The sequence below is a fragment of the Massilia orientalis genome, from assembly GCF_030411975.2.
Classification (GTDB): Bacteria; Pseudomonadota; Gammaproteobacteria; order Burkholderiales; family Burkholderiaceae_D; genus Telluria; species Telluria orientalis.
The window spans coordinates 120,455-139,685 of the sequence record NZ_JASNRB020000002.1 but is presented as its reverse complement, the minus strand read 5'-3'; the positions used below and the strand labels follow the sequence as shown (position 1 = coordinate 139,685).

At 65.6% G+C, this 19,231-nt stretch carries 17 protein-coding genes; 6 read left to right on the top strand and 11 right to left on the bottom strand.

What is annotated here, in order from left to right; all coding sequences use genetic code 11:
* Window positions 1-53: 53 nt before the first annotated feature.
* Both QPK29_RS02655 and QPK29_RS02650 read right to left on the bottom strand, forming a co-directional pair.
* The gene (locus QPK29_RS02655) at window positions 54-353 is read right to left on the bottom strand and encodes a hypothetical protein (RefSeq protein WP_056131771.1); all 300 of its coding nucleotides are present in this window, start codon (window positions 351-353) and stop codon (window positions 54-56) included.
* A gap of 182 nt (window positions 354-535) precedes the next feature.
* Window positions 536-2,932, bottom strand: a complete 2,397-nt coding sequence (locus QPK29_RS02650) for a penicillin-binding protein 1A (protein WP_371769759.1) — start codon at window positions 2,930-2,932, stop codon at window positions 536-538.
* Between the two features lie 180 nt (window positions 2,933-3,112).
* Here QPK29_RS02650 and QPK29_RS02645 point away from each other — a divergent pair, with 180 nt between their 5' ends.
* On the top strand, window positions 3,113-5,368 hold the full coding sequence (locus QPK29_RS02645) for an OPT family oligopeptide transporter (RefSeq protein WP_056131774.1): 2,256 nt from the start codon (window positions 3,113-3,115) through the stop codon (window positions 5,366-5,368).
* On the opposite strand, the gene QPK29_RS02640 is transcribed toward QPK29_RS02645, so the two are convergent.
* Entirely contained in the window at window positions 5,369-6,262 is an 894-nt protein-coding gene (locus QPK29_RS02640) for a LysR substrate-binding domain-containing protein (RefSeq protein WP_371769760.1), read from the bottom strand. It abuts the gene before it with no gap.
* 136 nt (window positions 6,263-6,398) lie between these two features.
* On the opposite strand from QPK29_RS02640, the gene QPK29_RS02635 reads away from it, so the two are divergent.
* Complete coding sequence (locus QPK29_RS02635) at window positions 6,399-7,328, top strand: NAD-dependent epimerase/dehydratase family protein (RefSeq protein WP_371769761.1); 930 nt, start codon at window positions 6,399-6,401, stop codon at window positions 7,326-7,328.
* A gap of 48 nt (window positions 7,329-7,376) precedes the next feature.
* Here QPK29_RS02635 and QPK29_RS02630 read toward each other — a convergent pair whose 3' ends face one another.
* Window positions 7,377-8,879 (bottom strand): peptide MFS transporter, encoded by a 1,503-nt coding sequence (locus QPK29_RS02630; RefSeq protein WP_371769762.1) that lies wholly within the window; start codon window positions 8,877-8,879, stop codon window positions 7,377-7,379.
* A 235-nt stretch (window positions 8,880-9,114) separates the two neighbouring features.
* On the opposite strand from QPK29_RS02630, the gene ppnN reads away from it, so the two are divergent.
* On the top strand, window positions 9,115-10,485 hold the full coding sequence (gene ppnN / locus QPK29_RS02625) for a nucleotide 5'-monophosphate nucleosidase PpnN (protein ID WP_371769763.1): 1,371 nt from the start codon (window positions 9,115-9,117) through the stop codon (window positions 10,483-10,485).
* A 75-nt stretch (window positions 10,486-10,560) separates the two neighbouring features.
* Here the strand turns inward: ppnN and lysS are convergent, their stop codons facing one another.
* The 3 genes from lysS to prfB all read right to left on the bottom strand — a co-directional run bounded on the left by lysS (window position 10,561) and on the right by prfB (window position 13,891).
* Window positions 10,561-12,105 carry a lysine--tRNA ligase gene (gene lysS, locus QPK29_RS02620; RefSeq protein ID WP_371769764.1) on the bottom strand — a complete coding sequence of 515 codons (1,545 nt, stop codon included), beginning with the start codon at window positions 12,103-12,105 and terminating at the stop codon, window positions 10,561-10,563.
* Window positions 12,106-12,128: 23 nt separating this feature from the next.
* Window positions 12,129-12,782, bottom strand: a complete 654-nt coding sequence (locus QPK29_RS02615; RefSeq protein ID WP_371769765.1) for an HAD family hydrolase — start codon at window positions 12,780-12,782, stop codon at window positions 12,129-12,131.
* A gap of 4 nt (window positions 12,783-12,786) precedes the next feature.
* Window positions 12,787-13,891, bottom strand: a protein-coding gene (gene prfB, locus QPK29_RS02610) for a peptide chain release factor 2 (protein WP_156403785.1) whose coding sequence is annotated in 2 segments (ribosomal slippage) — window positions 12,787-13,809 and window positions 13,811-13,891 — 1,104 coding nt in all. Because the reading frame shifts where the segments join, the coding sequence is not laid out codon by codon here.
* Between the two features lie 77 nt (window positions 13,892-13,968).
* On the opposite strand from prfB, the gene QPK29_RS02605 reads away from it, so the two are divergent.
* Together QPK29_RS02605 and QPK29_RS02600 are read left to right on the top strand one after the other, a co-directional pair.
* The gene (locus tag QPK29_RS02605; RefSeq protein ID WP_371769766.1) at window positions 13,969-15,993 is read left to right on the top strand and encodes a bifunctional 2',3'-cyclic-nucleotide 2'-phosphodiesterase/3'-nucleotidase; all 2,025 of its coding nucleotides are present in this window, start codon (window positions 13,969-13,971) and stop codon (window positions 15,991-15,993) included.
* Window positions 15,990-16,325: a hypothetical protein gene (locus QPK29_RS02600; RefSeq protein ID WP_371769767.1), complete on the top strand. Its 336-nt coding sequence runs from the start codon at window positions 15,990-15,992 to the stop codon at window positions 16,323-16,325. Before QPK29_RS02605 ends, QPK29_RS02600 begins: the two co-directional genes overlap by 4 nt.
* Here the strand turns inward: QPK29_RS02600 and QPK29_RS02595 are convergent, their stop codons facing one another.
* The 4 genes from QPK29_RS02595 to QPK29_RS02580 all read right to left on the bottom strand — a co-directional run bounded on the left by QPK29_RS02595 (window position 16,326) and on the right by QPK29_RS02580 (window position 18,623).
* Window positions 16,326-17,069, bottom strand: a complete 744-nt coding sequence (locus QPK29_RS02595) for a GAF domain-containing protein (protein WP_371769768.1) — start codon at window positions 17,067-17,069, stop codon at window positions 16,326-16,328.
* 98 nt (window positions 17,070-17,167) lie between these two features.
* Complete coding sequence (locus QPK29_RS02590) at window positions 17,168-17,488, bottom strand: DUF2288 domain-containing protein (RefSeq protein WP_056131800.1); 321 nt, start codon at window positions 17,486-17,488, stop codon at window positions 17,168-17,170.
* 13 nt (window positions 17,489-17,501) lie between these two features.
* A complete protein-coding gene (locus QPK29_RS02585) occupies window positions 17,502-18,185 on the bottom strand; it encodes an RES family NAD+ phosphorylase (RefSeq protein ID WP_371769769.1) in 684 nt (227 codons plus the stop codon).
* The gene (locus QPK29_RS02580) at window positions 18,186-18,623 is read right to left on the bottom strand and encodes an MbcA/ParS/Xre antitoxin family protein (protein ID WP_056131805.1); all 438 of its coding nucleotides are present in this window, start codon (window positions 18,621-18,623) and stop codon (window positions 18,186-18,188) included.
* A 174-nt stretch (window positions 18,624-18,797) separates the two neighbouring features.
* On the opposite strand from QPK29_RS02580, the gene QPK29_RS02575 reads away from it, so the two are divergent.
* A complete protein-coding gene (locus QPK29_RS02575; protein ID WP_229502063.1) occupies window positions 18,798-19,223 on the top strand; it encodes a YybH family protein in 426 nt (141 codons plus the stop codon).
* The last annotated feature ends 8 nt before the right edge of the window (window positions 19,224-19,231 follow it).

Here is a 19,231-nt window from a genome sequence, read left to right as displayed (position 1 = left end):
CGTGCCAACCAGGCGGGAGTCGTCCGGCCTGGTTGGCCGGACGACGAAGACGGTTACTGGTTGCCGGTGGTCTGGGCCGGTGCCGGGTTGGTACCCTGGCCGGTGGCGTTCGAGTTGCCGGTACCGCCGGCGGAGATGCCGGTCGGCGTCGTGCTGGTGGCGTTGGTCGCGGTGCCCATGGTGCCGGATTCCGACGTGCCGGTCGAGCTCGAACCCGAGCTGGTCGACATCGCGCCCGACGAGGAGCTGCCGCTGGCGCTGCTGCTGTCGCTGCCGCTGGTGCCGGTCGAGCTGCATGCGGCCAGGGACATGGCCATCAGGCCGCCGATCAGAAGGGCTTGGTACTTTTTCATATTGACTCCTTTTGTAAAAGTGACGCCATCATGGGGGCACACTTTTGCGTTCGAAATAGGATGAGTTCGTACAGACATGTAGGACTGGACGTACGATCTCTTCCATTTGTTGCAATGCGATTGCCGGCCTGCCAATGAAAACGGGCCGCACGCGGCGGCCCGTTCGTCGAGTGACCAGCGGGTCAGAACAGCGTATTCGACGGCTGCTGTTGTTGCGGCACGGGCCGCACCGGCTGCACCGGCTGGCCAGGCTGGCCCGGCTGGCCCGGCGGGACCATGCCGTCCACCGGCTGCACGGCGTTCGGATCGGGCGCCTGGTCGAGGTCGATGCCACCGAGGGTCGGCGTTTCCGCGAACTCGGCATACACCCAGTCGTCGTTCTCGCGCACGACGCCTTCCGGCGCCAGGCGCTCTTCCTGCTGCGGGCGCTTGGCCAGCGCCACGCGCATGTAGTCGATCCAGATCGGCAGCGCGACGGTGGCGCCGAATTCACGGCCGCCCAGCGATTTCGGATCGTCGTAGCCCATCCACGCGACCGCGACGACGTTGCCGCCATAGCCCGAGAACCAGCCGTCCACGGCATCGCTCGTCGTACCGGTCTTGCCGGCGATGTCAGTGCGGCCCAGCGCCTTGGTCGCTTCGGCGCCCGTGCCGTAGCGGGTCACGTCGCGCAGCATGCTGTCGGTGATGAAGGCGTTGCGCGGATCGAGCACGCGCTGTTCGTCGGTGTGTTCGGCGGGCGCCTTCGTCTCCTGGATGATCTTGCCGTCGGCATCCTCGATGCGGGCGATCAGGTAGGGCTGCACGCGGTAGCCGCCGTTCGCGAAGACGGCGTATGCGCCGGCCATCTGTAGTGGCGTCGCCGCGCCGGTGCCCAGCGCCAGCGTGTAGTTCGACGGCTGGCGCGTGAGGTCGAAGCCGAACCTGGCGATGAATTCGTGCGCATACGGCACGCCGACGGCGCGCAGCAGCCGCACGGACGGGACGTTCTTCGATTCGGCCAGGGCGCGGCGCATCGTGATCGGACCGTCCCACTTGCCGTCGTCATTCTGCGGCGACCACGTCTTGCCGGCATCCTCGCCCGGCATGTCGAGCGGCGCGTCGAGGATGAGCGTGCCCGGCGAATAACCCTTGTCGACGGCGGCCGAGTAGATGAACGGCTTCATGCCGGAGCCGGGCTGGCGGTACGCCTGCGTCACGTGGTTGAACTTCTGGAAGTTGTAGTCGAAGCCGCCGACGAGCGCGTGGTAGGCGCCCGTATCGGCATCGATGGCGACGAAGGCCGCGGCCACCTGCGGCACCTGCGCGACGCTCCAGTTGCCTTTCGCATCCTTCGCGACGCGGATGATCGCGCCCGGCGTCAGCTTCATCTTTTCCCTGGCGCTGGACGACAGGCCGGCCTGCGCGAATTTCAGGCCGGCGCCGGTGAGGTCCACCGTGTCGCCGTCGGCCGTCTCCACGCGTACCGTCTTGCCCGTCGCCGAGAGCACGACGGCCGGGATCAGCCCATCGCTGGTCGGGCGCTTGCCCAGCGCGTCGCCGATCGCGTCTTCGCGCTCGACCGGGTCGGACGGCAGTTCCATGCGGCCTTCCGGACCGCGCCAGCCGTGGCGCTGGTCGTACGTGAGCACGTTGCGGCGCACGGAGGCGTAGGCGGCGTCCTGCTCGGGCTTCAGGATCGTCGTGTAGACCTTGATGCCCTTCGTGTACGCGTCTTCCTTGAACTGGCTGTAGACGGCCTGGCGCGCCAGTTCGGCCACGTATTCCGCGTGCGTGCCGAATTCCTGCACGCCGCGCTGGTTGACGCGCAGCGGTTCGGCCATGGCCTTCTCGTATTGCGCTTCGGTGATGTAGTTCAGCGCGCGCATGCGGCCCAGCACGGCGTGCTGGCGCTCGCGCGCCCGCTTCGGATTCGCGACCGGATTGTGGCGCGCCGGGTTCTGCGGCAGGCCCGCCAGCATGGCCATCTCGGCGACCGACAACTGGTCCAGCGTCTTGTTGAAATAGATGCGCGCGGCGCTGGAGAAACCGTAGGCGCGCTGGCCCAGGTAGATCTGGTTCATGTACAGTTCGAGGATCTCGTCCTTCGACAGGGCGGTCTCGATCTTGTACGCGAGCGCGATCTCGTTGATCTTGCGCGTCAAACGCTTTTCGCGCGACAGGAAGAAGTTACGCGCGACCTGCATCGTGATCGTCGACGCGCCGCCGGAACCGAAGCCGCCGCGCAGGTTGGACCCGACCGCGCCCATCGCGCGCTTCCAGTCGATGGCGCCGTGCTCGTAGAAGCGGGCGTCCTCGATGGCGAGCAGCGATTTCTTCATCAGGTCCGGGATTTTATTGATCGGGACGAAATCGCGGTGCTCTTCGCCGAACTCGCCGATCAGGACGTTGTCTGCCGTATAGATCCGGAGCGGGATCTTGGGCCGGTAGTCGGTGACGGCATCCAGCGCCGGCACGTTGGGCAGCACACGGAACACCACGTAGCCGGCGACGCCGGCAATGAACAGGACGACGAGGGCGGCCGCGACGGCCAGGATGGGGAGCAGGAAGCCGCGCTGGCGGCGGGGGATAGTTGCCAAAACTGAACTCTCTTGATGGGGGTCGTAAAACCCCGTTGAGGCCGTAAACACGGGCGGTTTAAGAAATTATAATCCGCTTTTCTTAACCTACGGCATGTGAGATAGTCACGCTTTCAAGGGCTGCGTGGCGATCCCGGCAGTCCTGTTTGACTCTACCCACGCCTGAAGGAAATCCCTCCGATGCCCTACGATCCCCATCCGCCCGCGGTCAAACCGTATATCCCGGCGTCGGCGGACCTCCCCGAACTGACCTGGCGCGCCCTGATCATGGGCACCGTGCTCGGCATGGTCTTCGGCGCATCGTCGCTGTACCTCGTGCTGAAGGTGGGGTTGACCGTCAGCGCATCGATTCCCGTGGCCGTCATTGCGATCACGCTGTTCGGGCTCGCGAAGAAGATGGGCGGACGCGAATCGACGATCCTCGAAAACAGCATCACGCAGACGGCCGGTTCGGCCGGCGAATCGCTCGCGTTCGGCCTCGGCTGCACCATGCCCGCGATCATGATCCTCGGCTTCGACCTGGAGATCTCGCGCGTGATGCTCGTGGGCGTACTGGGCGGCCTGCTGGGCATCCTCATGATGATCCCGATGCGGCGCACGATGATCGTCGACCAGCACCGCGAACTGAAGTACCCGGAAGGCACCGCGTGCGCCGAAGTGCTGAAGGCCGCGGCCACGGAAACGTCGCGCGCGGCCGCCGGCGAAGTGCGCGACGCGGATTCCGACGAAGCCAGGGATGCCCGCCGGCGTGCCTTCATTATCTTCGGCGGCTTCGGTCTCGGCCTGCTGTACAAGGTTCTCAATATCTCCCTGAAGCTGTGGAAGGACACCGTCAACTTCATCTTCGACGCACCGCTGAAATCCGGTTCGGCAGGCGCCGAGATCTCGCCGGAGCTGCTGGGCGTCGGCTACATCATCGGCCCGCGCATCGCGATGATCATGGCGGGCGGCGGCGTGCTGTCCTACCTGCTCCTGATCCCGATGATCAAGTTTTTCGGTGATTCCCTGACGGTGCCGGTGGCGCCGGGCACGATGCTGATCCGCGACATGAGCCCGGACGACGTGCGCAGCGCCTACGTGCTGTACATCGGCGCGGGCGCCGTGGCGGCCGGCGGTCTCATTTCGCTCGTGCGCTCGCTGCCCACGATCTGGAACGGCCTGAAAGGCGGCCTGGCCGGCATCGGTAAAGCCTCGAACGTGGATACGTCGCTGCGCACCGAGCAGGACATGCCGCTGAAATGGGTCGTCATCGGCTGCCTGGGCATTATCGCCGTGATCACGTTCGCGACGCCGCTCCACATGAACGTGCTGGGCGCGCTGCTGATCCTCGTGTTCGGCTTCCTGTTCTCGACCGTGTCCTCGCGCCTGACGGGCGAGGTGGGCTCGTCGTCGAATCCGATTTCCGGCATGGCCGTGGCGACCCTGCTGTTCACGTGCCTGATCTTCCTCGTGATGGGCTGGACGGGCGGCCGCTACTACGTGACGGCGCTGTCGGTCGGCGCCATCGTCTGCATCGCCGCCAGCAACGCGGGCACGACGTCGCAAGACCTCAAGACGGGCTTCCTCGTCGGCTCGACGCCGAAACTGCAGCAGTACGCGATCCTCGCGGGCGCGCTCGCGTCCGCGCTGATCCTCGGCCCGATCCTGCTGAAGCTGAACGACGCGGGCACCGTGTACGTGCCGGCCGCGCAGGTGGCGCCGCACATCAGGACGGACGCATCGAAGCTGACGGAGTCCGCGCAGCTGCAAGGCCCGCAGGCCGCATCCGATCACGCCACGTATAAAGTCTGGCAAAAGACGGACACGGTCGGCGGCCCCGCCGGCAAATACCTCGTGCGCGCCGACGGCTCGCTTGCCTGGCTCGTCGACCCGGGCATCAACGGCCAGTACCACACGCGGCCGGACGGCACCGAGGTCAAGAAATTCGATGCGCCGAAGGCCGTGCTGATGTCCTACATCATCAAGGGCATCCTCGATCACCAGCTGCCGTGGACCCTCGTGCTGTTCGGCGTGATGGTCGCGGTCGTGCTTGAGATGTCGGGCGTCGCGTCGCTCGCGTTCACGGTGGGCGTGTACCTCCCGCTCGTGTCCACGCTCCCGATCGCGATCGGCGGCATCATCCGCTGGATGGTCGACCGCCGCAACAGCGGGCTGCCGCAGTACCAGGGCCTGAACGAGGAAGAATTACAGGCCGCGGGCGACCGCAGCTCGGGCACCTTGCTGGCCTCCGGCTACATCGCGGGCGGCGCGCTGGCGGGCATCATCATCGCCATCACGGCCGGCGTGATGACGGGCTTCGACGATGCGATGAACAAGTGGGCCGAGGCCGCGAATCCGTTCTTCGCGGGCGCCGGCGCGGACCTGCTGTCGATCCTGCCGTATGCGGCGATCTGCGTGCTGTTGTACGTCGTGGGCCGCGAGAAGGCACGTAGATAATCAGGCGATCGTCGCCTTCATGGCCTCCATTTCGGCGACGATCCAGTCGCGGAAATGCTGGACCTTCGTCATCGCTTCCTTGTGGGGATTGACGAGCAGGCGGTACCCGTAGCCGAACGGCGCGCTCCTGCACGCGAGCTGAAGGAGTGTCCCCGCACGGATGTCCTCGAACGCGATCCCGTACGGCACGAGGCCGATCCCCTGGCCCGCGACGGCCGCCTGCGCCAGCACGCCCCAGTGGCTGTACGTGCGCGCAAAATCGTAATCGCCTTTCAGCGCGCGGTTCTCGTTGAGGAGCTGCAGCCACGTTTCCGGCGTGCGTTCGCACAGCAGCGGGAACCGGGTCAGGTCCGACATCTGCAGGGCGTCCTGGCCCTCCGCCAGCAGATCCGGGCTGTACACGGGCACGAGCCGTTCGCGGAACAGCAGCGCGGGGTCGTCGTCGCGCACGGGGCCGTAGCGGATCGCCACGTCGACGGCATCGTCCTCGATGTCGACCGGGGTGTCGTTCGAGTCGATGCGCAGGTCCAGCTCCGGATGCAGCTTGGTGAAGCGCGACATGCGCGGCACGAGCCACTTGATCGCGAACGAGTGGGTCGTCGAGATGCGCAGCACCGCTTCCTCGTCGCCCCGCTGCAACGCCGCCACTTTCCCGCGCAGGTCCGCCAGCATGCGCGCGACCACGATCGCCAGTTCCTGCCCCTTGGCCGTCAGCGCGATGTGGCGCGGATGCCGCACGAACAGTGGAAAACCGATGGCTTCTTCCAGCTGCTTGACCTGCAGGCTGACGGCGGCGGGCGTCTTGTGCAGCTCGCGCGCGGCCAGCTTGAAGCTGCCCCAGCGCGCGGCGCAATCGAAATCGATCAGCCCGGAAAGGCTGCGCAGCGGTTTCACGCCATCCCCGAGCGTAAGTTTTTCTTATTCATAAGATTTATTTTTCTCGTTTGAACAATTGCCGTTCTAGTTACAGAATATAACGGATTCACCAAAACAGTGCTACGAGCCTCGCCCACAGACTAAGGAAAACTTCATGTCCAAGAATGTCCTGGTGATCGGCGGTACCCGTTATATCGGCAAGCTGCTCGTGCAGCGCCTGCTGCGCGCCGGCCATGGCGTCACCATCGCGACGCGCGGCTATGCGCCCGACCCGTTCGGCGACCGCATCGTGCGCGTGCGCGTCGACCGCCGCAACGAGACCGCGATGCGCAACGCGTTCACCCATCTCGGCCCGTTCGACATCGTGTACGACCAGATGTGCTACAACCCGCTGGACGCGGCCATCGCCGTGCGCACGTTCGCGGGCAAGGTGGGACGCTACGTGATGGCGTCCACGATCGACGCCTACCGCGCCCTCGGCCATGGCCATGCCGACCCGCTGCGCGAGAGCGACCTGGCCGTGGAGGCGCAGCGGATCGACACCGGCTATCCGTGGCACGACCCGTGCCGCGCGACCGAGTGCTATGTCGCGGGCAAGGTGCAGGCGGAGGCCTATCTCGTGCGCGACGGCGCGCTGCCCCTCGTGACGCCGCGCCTGGCGCACGTGCTGGGCGGGCCGGAAGACTTCACCGGCCGCCTCGCGTACTACGTGGAACTGGCGCGCACGAACGGGGTGCTGGAATACTCGAACCCGGACGCCGTGTTGTCCTTCATGCCGCTGCAGGGTGCGGCCGACTTCCTCGTGTGGGTCGGGATGCAGGATTTCACGGGGCCGGTGAATGCGGCCTGCGACGGCGCGCTGTCGGCGAAAAGCCTGTACGAGCGGGTCGGCGCCGTGCTCGACACGCCCGTACGCATGCGCCGGCGCGTGCCGCCGGCGGAGATGGGGCGGCTGTCGCCGTTCGACGTGCCGGGCGCGATGGTGCTCGACACGGCGCGCGCGCAGGCACTGGGCTATCGCTTCGGCCACTGCGAGGACTGGATCGACGATACGATCCAGCTGCACGATCTGGCGTTCGTGTAAACGATAACGGCGGCCCGCGGGCCGCCGTCGCTGCCGAAGCGTCGAGATTTACTTCACGCCGTGCATCAGTTTCTGGATCAGCGGTGCGACCAGGAACAGCAGCACGCCGGCGCCGATCAGGGCCCAGAAGCCGAACGTGTAGCCGGACAGCGCCGATTCCACGGTCATGCCTTTTTCACCCGATACGACGGAAGCGAAGATGCCCGACAGGTTGTTGCCGATACCGGTGGACAGGAACCAGCCGCCCATGCCCAGACCCACGAGGCGGGTCGGCGCGAGCTTGGTCACCATCGACAGGCCGATCGGCGACAGGCACAGTTCACCGATGGACTGGATCACGTACACCATGAACAGCGTCCAGAACGGGATCTTGCTGTCGGCGCCGACGAGGTGCTGCAGCGCGAACATGAGCAGCAGGAAGGCGAGGCCGTTGAAGATCAGGCCCAGGCCGAACTTGCGCGGGATCGACGGGTTCTTGCGGCCCATCGCGACCCACACGGCGGCGACCATCGGCGCGCACACGATGATGGCCAGCGTGTTCACGGACTGGAACCAGCCGGTCGGGAACGTCCAGCCGCCGAAGTCGCGGCGCACGATGTATTCGGCCAGGAAGGTGAACGAGCTGCCGGCCTGCTCGAAGAAGCACCAGAACATCACGTTGAAGAAGAAGATGACGAGCATGGCGATCGTCTTGTCGCGCACGACCGCGCCGCCGCGGATGCCTTCCACCATCAGCATGATCGCGAGGATGATGAAGAGGACCGACAGCACGCCCTGCAGCTTTTCGGCGCCCAGCTTCAGCAGGAAGTACACGACCGGGATGACGAGCAGCGAACCGATGACGACGCCGACGAGGCGCACCGGGTTGGCCAGCGGACCGTGGGCGGCGCCGATACCCTTCAGCATGCGGCGGCCGATCTGGAACCAGATCAGCGACAGGATCATGCCCACGCCGGCGGCGAAGAACACGACCTTGTACGCGGGTACGCCGGTCTGGCTGGACATGCTCTGCGCCAGCGCGCCGGTCAGGATCGGGGCGAGGAAGCCGCCGCCGTTGATGCCCATGTAGAAAATCGTGAAGCCGGAGTCGCGGCGCTGGTCGTTGATGCCGTACAGCTGGCCGACCATGGCGGAGATGTTCGGCTTGAACATGCCGTTGCCGACGATGATCGTGGCGAGACCCAGCTTGAAGATGTCCGGGTTGGGGATGGTGATGGCGAACAGGCCGGCCACCATGAACGACGCGCCGACGAGGATCGAGCGCTGGTAACCGATCACGCGGTCGGCGATGTAGCCGCCGAACACGGCGCCTGCGTACACGAGGGCGAGGTAGGAACCATAGGTCAGGTTGGCGTCGGCCTGGCCTGAGCCGTCTCCGCCGTAGAACTGGGCGACGATGTAGAGCACCAGGGCCCAACGGATGCCGTAGAAGGCGAAGCGTTCCCAGAATTCGGTCATGAACAGCATCCAGAGGGGCGCCGGATGGCCCATGATCTGCTTGAATTCCGGGACCGCCTTCGGTTCGGCGGTTGAAGTAGCTGCACCGCTCATGCGGTTCCTCCCCTAATCTTTTTAAGAGTGATTGTCTTTTCCTGGCCGGCGTGTCCTGGGTAAGGACCCCGGCTAGCGTCGCATTTTAGTGGAAATCGTGCATATGGGGCCAGCTTTTTACAGCTCAGCCGTATGCGGAATCGGCATAAGCGAAAACGGAGACGCAAACTCGGTTGACTTGTCGTATATTGGTGCAAAAGCCACACCGATTCACAGTAGAGAAAAGGAATACACCATGAACTACGACGTTGTCGATACGCTGATTTCTCCGGAAGGCCGGTTGGAAGTCCTGTCCAAGGCCGAAGTGGCCAAGCTCCTCGATACGAGCCAGGGTGGGCTGTACCAGATCTTCCGCAAGTGCGCGCTGGCGGTGCTCAACTCCGGCAGTTCGATCGACGACGGCAAGGAACTGCTCGAACGCTACAAGGATTTCGACATCAAGATCATCCAGCGCGAACGCGGCATCAAGCTCGATATCCGCGGCGCGCCCGCCCACGCCTTCGTCGACGGCAAGATGATCAAGGGGATCCACGAGCACCTGTTCTCGGTCCTGCGCGACATCGTCTACGTGAACTTCGAGGTGACGGACAATCCGCGCTTCGACCTCACGCGCCCGGAAGGCATCACGGACGCCGTCTTCCACATCCTGCGCAACGCCAACGTGATCCAGCCGCAGCGCAATCCGAACCTCGTCGTGTGCTGGGGCGGCCACTCGATCAACCGCGTCGAGTACAACTATTCGAAGCACGTCGGCTACCAGCTCGGCCTGCGCGAACTCGACATCTGCACGGGTTGCGGCCCGGGCGCGATGAAGGGCCCGATGAAGGGCGCCACCATCGGCCACGCGAAGCAGCGCCTGCAGGGCGGCCGCTATCTCGGCATCTCGGAGCCGGGCATCATCGCGGCCGAGTCGCCGAACCCGATCGTCAACGACCTCGTGATCATGCCGGACATCGAGAAGCGCCTGGAAGCCTTCGTGCGCACCGGTCACGGCATCGTCGTGTTCCCGGGCGGCGCCGGCACGGCGGAAGAGATCCTGTACATCCTCGGCATCCTGCTCCACCCGGACAACGCGGAACAGCCGTTCCCGCTCGTGTTTACGGGGCCGGCGACGGCGCGCGAGTACTTCGAACAGATCGACCACTTCATCGGCCTGACGCTGGGCGAGGCGGCGCAGCGCCGCTACAAGATCATCATCGACGACCCTGACGCGGTGGCGCGCGAGATGCAGCAGGGGATCCGCCAGGTGCGCGAATTCCGCAAGTCGCGCAGCGACGCGTACTACTTCAACTGGGGCCTGCGCATCGACCCGGAATTCCAGAGGCCGTTCCGTCCGACGCACGAGAACATGCGCAACCTGTCGCTGCACAAGAACCAGGAAACGCATTTGCTGGCCGCGCACCTGCGCCGCGCGTTCTCCGGCGTCGTCGCGGGCAATGTGAAGGAAGAGGGTATCCGCGCGATCGAACAGTTCGGCAAGTTCGAGATCCACGGCGAGAACGAGATCATGGCGCCGATGGATGCGCTGCTGCAGTCGTTCGTGGAGCAGAGCCGCATGAAACTGCCGGGCAAGGAGTATGTGCCCTGCTATCGGGTGGTGCGATAAGATAAATAACGCAAGAACACCGTCGTCCCTGCGAAGGCAGGGACGACGTTCTGGAGCTAACGTGATGCGTGACGCTTAATCTTCCTTGCGCAGGTGCGGGAACAGCAGCACGTCGCGGATGTTCGGCGAATCGGTGATGATCATCATGAGACGATCGATACCGATGCCGCAGCCGCCGGTCGGAGGCATGCCGTATTCCAGCGCGCGGATGTAGTCGGCGTCGTAGTACATCGCCTCCTCGTCGCCCGCCTGCTTCGCTTCGACCTGGGCCAGGAAGCGTGCCGACTGGTCCTCCGGATCGTTCAGCTCCGAGAAGCCGTTGGCGATCTCGCGGCCCACCATGAACAGCTCGAAGCGTTCCGTGATGCCTTCGCGCGAGTCCGACGCGCGCGCCAGCGGCGACACTTCGACCGGGTAGTCGATGATGAAGGTCGGTTCCCACAGCTGCGCTTCCGCCGTTTCTTCGAACAGCGACAGCTGCAGCGCGCCCAGGCCCGAGATGACGTGCGGCTTGACGCCGAATTTCGCCAGCTCCGCCTTCAGGAAGTCCATGTCGTGCAGCTGCTCGTCCGTGTAGTGCGGGGCGAACTTGTTGATGGCCTGGACGATCGTCAGGCGGTGGAACGGCTTGCTCAGATCCAGCGCGCGGCCGCCGTACGTCAGGTCGGCCGTGCCGTGCGCGTCGATGGCGGCCTGGCGGATCACGGCTTCCGTGAAGTCCATCAGCCACTTGTAGTCGGTCCACGCGGCGTAGAACTCCATCATCGTGAATTCCGGATTGTGGCGGATCGACACGCCCTCGTTGCGGAAGTTACGGTTGATCTCGAACACGCGGTCGAAGCCGCCCACGACGAGGCGTTTCAGGTACAGCTCAGGCGCGATGCGCAGGAACATCTGCATGTCGAGCGCGTTGTGGTGCGTGATGAACGGCTTGGCCGCGGCGCCGCCCGGGATCGGGTGCAGCATCGGCGTCTCGACTTCCATGAAGCCGTGGTCCTGCATGAAGCGGCGGATCGACGAGATCGCGGCCGTGCGCGCCTTGAACGTGCGGCGCGTTTCCTCGTTCATGATCAGGTCGACGTAGCGCTGGCGGTACTTCGTTTCCTGGTCGGCGAGGCCGTGGAACTTGTCCGGCAGCGGGCGCAGGGCCTTGGTGATCAGGCGCAGGGTCGTGACCTTGACGGTCAGTTCGTCGGTCTTGGTCTTGAACAGCGTGCCCACGACGCCGAGGATGTCGCCCAGGTCGTAGTGGCGCAGCGCTTCCATCGCCTCTTCGCCCGTGTTGTCCAGGGTGACGTAGATCTGGATGCGGCCGTCGGCGCGCGGGCCCGACGCATCCTGCAGCGTCGCGAAGGCGGCCTTCTTGCCCGCTTCGCGCTTCAGCATCATGCGGCCGGCCAGCACGACCTGCTGCGGTTCCGCTTCCAGCTGTTCGCGGGTCCAGCCGCCGAACTGCCCGGTGAGATCGGCCGCCTTGTGCTGCGGGACGAAGTCGTTCGGGAACGCGATGCCTTTTTCGCGGAGCGCGGCCAGCTTGGCGCGGCGCTCGGCGATGATCTTGTTGTCTTCGGCCGCGAGAGTCGACGGCTCGTGTTGTTGTTCTTGGTTTTCGGTGCTCATGTCAGTATCGGTCTAGTTTGGGATCATGGGGTGCCGAGCAGGTTGCCGACGTTCAGGTCTTCGTAGTGTTCGACGATGCGGATCACGTTGTCGAATTCGCGGAACGCGTCGGCGGGCAGGGTGGTCGTGATGACGACGGCCTTCATGCCGGCGCGGCGCGCCGCTTCCACGCCCATCGGCGCGTCTTCGAACACGATGCAGCTGCGCGGGTCGACGCCCAGCTTCCCGGCCGCTTTCAGGAAGACGTCCGGATGCGGCTTGCCGCGCGCGACGTCGGCGGCGCCGACGACGGTGTCGAAATGGCGGCGCAGGTCCAGCTCGTCGAGCGTGAAGACGATGTTCGCGGGCGGGGCGGACGTCGCCACCGCCAGCTTCACGCCTTGCGCGCGCGCGGCCGTCACGAAGTCCTCGAAGCCCTGGATCGCGCTGCGGTGCGGGCCATACATCTCGCGGTACAGCGCATCTTTTTCGTGCGCCAGCACGGCGATCTCGTCGTCCGTGATCTCCGGGCCGAGGCGCTCGCGCAGGATCTCGCGGCCCTGCGCGCCCGCCGTCTCGCGGAAGAACGCGTCGGCGTCGTACGTCTTGCCGTGGCGCTCGAAGAACGCCAGCCAGGAATCCGTGTGGAACGCCATGTTGTCGACGATGGTGCCGTCCATGTCGAAGATGAAGGCCATCGGCTTACACCCCTTGCTTCAGCGAAGCGGAGATGAAGTCGTCGAGGTCGCCGTCCAGCACGTTCTTCGTGTTGCCGGTCTCGAAGCCGGTGCGCAAGTCCTTGATGCGCGACTGGTCGAGGACGTACGAACGGATCTGGTGGCCCCAGCCCACGTCGGTCTTCGAATCTTCCAGCTTCTGCTGCTCGGCCATGCGCTTGCGCAGCTCCAGCTCGAACAGCTTCGCGCGCAGCATGTCGAACGCTTCGGCCTTGTTGCGGTGCTGCGAGCGGTCGTTCTGGCACTGCACGACGATGCCCGACGGGGCGTGCGTCAGGCGCACCGCGGAGTCGGTCTTGTTGATGTGCTGGCCGCCCGCGCCGGACGCGCGGTACGTGTCGATGCGGACGTCGGCCGGGTTGATGTCGATTTCGATCGACTCGTCCACTTCCGGGTACACGAAGATCGACGAGAACGACGTGTGGCGGCCGTTGGCGGAGTCGAACGGCGACTTGCGCACGAGACGGTGCACGCCGGTTTCCGTACGCAGGTGGCCGTAGGCGTACTCGCCCTCGACCTTGATGGTGGCCGTCTTGATGCCGGCGACCTCGCCCTCGGACAATTCCATCACCTCGGCCTTGAAGCCCTTGCGCTCGCAATAGCGCAGGTACTGACGCATCAGCATCGACGCCCAGTCCTGGGCCTCGGTGCCGCCGGCGCCGGCCTGGATGTCGATGAAGCAGCTGGCGTGGTCCATCGGGTTGCTGAACATGCGACGGAATTCCATCGCCTCGATGACCTTCTTGATCTCGTCGGCATCGCCTTCGACCGATTCGATCGTGGCGTCATCGCCTTCTTCGCGTGCCATCTCGAACAGGTCGGACGCGTCCGCCAGGTCGGCGCGCGCCTTTTCCAGCGTGAGGACGACGCCTTCCAGCGCCTTCTTCTCGCGGCCCATGTCCTGGGCGCGTTTCTGGTCGTTCCAGATGGCGGGGTCTTCCAGTTCCTGGTTGACCTGCTCTAACTTCTCCGCTTTGCGGTCGAAGTCAAAGATACCTCCGAAGTTCGGCTTCACGGCTGGTCAGGTCGTTCAGCAGGGACGAGAGGGCATTGATGCGTTCAGCTTCCATGGTCTGTGGCAATTTTCTGTGGTTGAATCGAACCGGAGATTATACCTTAGTGCGCGCATGCTTTATGATGCGAGCCCATGACGCGCCACCTTTCCCATCTGTTCCGCCTGCTGCCGCTCGCGGCCATGGCCTCCGCGGCCGGCGCGGCACCTGTGCCGCGCGCACCTTTGCCAGCAGGCACTCATGCCACGCTCGCGATCCTGGAGACCACCGACCTGCACGCGAACGTCGTCGGTTACGATTATTTCAAGCTGGCGGCCGACCCGTCGCTGGGCCTGGACCGCACGGCGACCCTGATCGCCCAGGCGCGGCGCGACTTCCCGAATACGGTGTTGCTCGACAACGGCGACACGATCCAGGGCAGCGCGCTGGGCGATTACCAGGCCGTCGTCGCGCCGGTGAAATGCGGCGAGCTGCTGGGCATCCACAAGGTGATGAAGCGGCTCGGCTATGACGGCGGCGGCGTCGGCAACCACGATTTCAACTATGGCCTGGGTTTTCTCGGCCAGGTCACGGGCAACCGCTTCGACGTGCCAGGCGTCGCGCGCGCGCAGAAGCCATGCGCCGGCCCCGGTTTCCCGATCGTGCTGGCGAACGTCGTCAGCGTCAGGACGCACCAGCCCCTGTTCGCGCCGTACCGCATCATCGAGAAGCGCGTGCACGCCGAGGACGCCGCCGGAATGCCCGTCGAGGCGACGGTCAAGGTCGGCATCATCGGCTTCACCACGCCCACGATCCTGTCCTGGGACAAGCGCTGGCTGGAAGGCCGCGTCACCACGGAAGGCGTCGTCGAGACGGCGCGGCGCTACATTCCGGAGATGCGCAGGAAGGGCGCCGACGTGATCGTCGCGATCTCGCACGGCGGCCTCGATGCGAGTCCGTACTCGCCCACGATGGAAAACGGGAATTACTACCTCGCGCAGGTGCCCGGCATCGACGCGCTGCTGCTGGGCCACGCGCACCAGCAGTTCCCGAACCCCACGAGCACGGTGGCGCAGTTCAATCTCCCGAACGTCGACAAGGCGCGCGGCACCGTGTTCGGCGTGCCGACCGTGATGGCGAGCCTGTGGGGCAAGAACCTCGGCGTGATCCGCTTCGACCTGCGTCACGACGGCAAGGGCTGGACGATCGCCCGTGACAATACCGTCGTCGAGACGCGCGCCACGCAGCAGGCGGACAAATCGTATGTGGCCGCCGACCCGGCCGTGCTCGACCTCGTGCGCGCCGAGCACGAGGCGACGATACGCTATGTGAAAACGCCGGTCGGCAGCACGGACTTCCGCATGTCGACGTATTTTGCCGACGTGGGCGATCCGTCCGCGATCCAGCCCGTCAACGCAGCGCAGGCGGATTACGTGCGCGCCTACGTGAAGGCGAACCTGCCGCAGTACGCGAATCTGCCGGTGCTGTCCGTGTCCGCCGCGTTCAAGGCCGGCGCGGCGGGACCGGGCGATTACACGGACGTGGCACCCGGCAGCCTCGCGCTGAATAATGCGGCGGACCTGTACCTGTATCCGAATTCGCTGTACGCGGTCAAGGTGGACGGTGCGGCGCTGACGGCGTGGCTGGAAAAGGCGGCGCACCGTTTCAACACGATCGAGCCGGCGCGCGCCGAACCGCAGGAACTCGTCAACGGCGGCTTCCCCAGCTATAACTTCGACACGGTCACCGACCCGGATCTGCACTACGAGATCGACGTGACGCGCCCGCCCGGCCAGCGCATCCGCAACCTCACGTGGCAGGGCAAGCCGGTCGCGTGCGGCCAGGCGTTCCTCGTCGCGACGAATAACTACCGCGCGAGCGGCGGCGGCAACTTCCCGGGTCTCGATGGCAGCAAGACCGTGATCGCGTCGCCGGACGCGAACCGCGACGTGCTCATCGCCTGGATCCGCGCGCACAAGCGGCTCACGCGGGCGGCCGACGGCGCCGCGCGCAGCTGGCGCTTCACGCCCGTGACGACGGCCGGGCCGGTCGTGTTCCACGCGCCGCCGGGCAAGCTGGACCTGGCGCGCGCTGCCGGCATCGACAACGTCACGGAAGTGCGCGCCGATGACGGTCAGGGCAAAGGGGTCGCGCTGTACGCGGTCGACCTGTCGAAATGAAGAGATTGCTTGCGGCGATGCTGCTGGCCGCGCTGGCGCTGCCTGCGTGCGCGGACGCGGACGCCGACGCCGACGCCGCGCGGCGCCGCCTGCAACAACGGGCGGAGGGCGGCGAACCCGCCGCGATGTTCCTGCTGGCGCACATGCTGGCGGACGGGGAAGGCGGACTGCCCGACGCGGCCGCCGCGCGCGCGTGGCTGGCGCGGGCTGCCGAGCTGGAGTATCCGGAAGCGTTACAGGAGCTGGCGCTGTCCGAGCCGGACCCGCAGCGGGCGGATATGCTCATGCGCGCGGCCGCGCACGCGCTCGCGCACCGCGCGCACCGGCATTGATCAGTTGCGGACGTTGCGGCCCGTGGCCTGGATCTCGCTCGAGGCGATCTCGGCCAGGTCGATGAGGCCTTGTACTTCGGCCGCGCGCAGGCGGCGCGGTTCGCGGTCGATCACGCACAAGGTGCCGAGCGGCTGGCCGGACTTGTCGCGCAGCGGCACGCCGGCATAGAAACGGATGTGCGGTTCCTGCAGCACGAGCGGATTCGTGCGGAAACGCTCGTCTTCCATCGCGTCTTCGACGACGAACAGCTCGTTTTTCAGGATCGCGTGCGAGCAGAACGCCCAGTCGCGCGGCGTCTCGCGGCCGGCGAGGCCGACCCGGGCCTTGAACCACTGGCGGGTCGACGTCAGCAGGGAGATGAGGGCGATCGGCGAGCCGGTCACCATCGAGGCGAGGCGGACGAGGCGGTCGAAGCGGGCTTCCTCGTCGGTGTCGACGAGGCCGGTGGCGGCCAGCGCGGCGAGGCGCGAACGTTCGCCGACGCCGACGGGGTAGCCCGGTTGCGACGCCGGCTGGTATTCCTTGTCCGTGCTGGGGTTCGGGGTCGACCGGGCCTGGTCGTCGCCATGCATCAGGCCTTGCACGAGGGAGAGACGCGTACGGCGGTGTCCGCCCGGCGTCTTCCACGATTCGATCGCGCCGCTTTCCATCCAGATTTGCACGGTGCTCGTCGCCACGCCGAGCAGGCGCGCGACTTCGCTCGTGGTCAGGATCGGGTCGTCTTCTTGTAAGTTGCTTTGCATAAACTTCCTCACTTCACGCCAGTATAGCGGATTCGGAGGGATCACATTTCTTAAAATCTAGTTGCTGTACGGTAATGTGCTTGCTGGCCAACACTTTCTCAGTGGACGGCATGCTTTTCCGGCTGCACGAGCACGAACGGGCTCACGACGGATGCCCACAACAGGGTGTCGGACGCCTGCCAGGTGCTCGCCTGCACGTCGGATACCTTGGCAACCTTGCCGTCGTTCATCCAGCGGCCGATGGCATCCTTGTCATCGTGGGCGATGCGCAGCGCGACTTCGACGAGATCCAGTTCTTCGCTCACATACACGACGGCGCCGTGGGCGAAATGGCGTTCGAGTTCGGACCAGTGCACGCGGGCGGTCTCGCGGTTGATCTTGTCGTGCAGTTCGGTGTCTTTGAGCGGATCGGTTTTCATGGCGGTGTCTGGTTCAGAGGGGTTCGATGGCGGGACGCGGCGAACCCGCCCATGTTAACCGATATGCATGCCCCTTGCGGACATTGCCGACCAATGCGGGGCGGAAGCATGCGAGATTCGTGCCCTCGGGCCGGCGCACGCTCGGATAGATGACGCCCATCGAACCCGCCTCCAGCAGCTCCGCCGCCAGCGCCTGCGACGCGACATAGCTGTCGGCCGCGAGGCAGTCGTCCCACGCGCCGGCGCCGCGCAGGTCGTGGAAGCCGGCGCTGAAATCGGCCAGCAGGGCCTGGTAACTCACGCTGTCGTCGAAGCGGCCGATTTCCTGGTATTCGACGGTCTTGTGGAACGCCACCTCGGCCAGCGCCGTCTCGATCTCGAACGCGCAATACCACGCGCCCCGTTCGCCGTCGTTGAAGCGGCTGCCTTCAGGGCGTGCATAGGTGTAGGCCGCGTTGACGATGCGGAAGTTCGGCACGCCGAACACGAGTTCGTCGACGCCGATGCCGGGCAGCAGGCCCGATTCGCCGCGCAGGCGGTCGTTGGTGGCGTTGTCGAGGTCGAACAGGTCGCGCAGCATGCCGTCGTCATCGGCCAGCGGGGCCAGCACGGAATCTTCGAGGTCGGCAAAGCGCGACGGGATCAGGCGGCACGTATCGAACTGCCGCAGCGCCGTCAAACGGGGGATGAGTTTCACTCACAGCCCTCCGCGGCGGGCGTCGAGCAGGCGGCGCACGGTCTGCATCGCCAGCAGGCCGCCGCCCAGCATGTAGGCCAGCGGCGTGCGGCCGTTGAAGATGGGATTGGTGTTGGGGAGGTGGATCCAGTCGTCGGCGAGCTTGTCGCCGTACAGGATGTGCAGGGCTTTATAGATGCCGAGCAGGTAGGAGATGCGGGTGATGCGGTCGACTTCCAGCACCCGCGCGGGGTGCTTCTTCCATTCGTAGAACGAGGACGACGACAGGCCGCCGAGCAGCTCGCGCGCATCCTCGTCGCGGATCTGCCAGGCGCCGGCCAGGCGAAAGAAGCCTTTCAGGGCCGATTCCGACAGCCGTTCGCGTTCCGAGCGGGCGGACAGGTCGACGAGTACCGCCGGTTCGAACCGGCTCTTGGGGTAGGCGTAAGCGAAGCTCATGAGGAATTCTCCGGTTATGGACTATATATACTCCGCTTTCGGACGTCGCGCAAGCGTCTTGTACAAACCGAATTGCCATGCCAGAATTCAAGGCTTGTCAAATCATCATCCTGGGCAACGACGTTAAAGGGGGGCGCGATGCGTCTGCTGTCGATTGGGGTCATGTGCATCAGCATGCTGATGCTGGCTATGGCGAGCGCGGCGCGGCCGTCGCACGACGAGCTGAAGAAACAGGTGGCGGACATCGAGCGTGCCTTTGCCGCGACGATGAAGGCGCGCGACCACGCCGCGTTCACCTCCTTCCTGGCCGACGAGGCCATCTTCTTTTCCGGTCCGACCCCGCTGCGCGGGCGCGAGGCTGTCGCGAATGCGTGGCGCAAGTATTACGACGGCGAACGCGCGCCATTCTCGTGGGAGCCGGAGCAGGTGGAAGTCGTGGATTCCGGCACCCTGGCCTATAGCGGCGGGCCCGTCTACGACCCCAGCGGCAAGGTGGTCGGACGCTACAACTCGATCTGGCGGCTGGAAGCGCCGGGGCGGTGGAAGATCGTGTTCGACCGGGGCGAGGCGCCGCCCTGTCAGTGCGGCAAGAACGAGTAGCCGGCCCG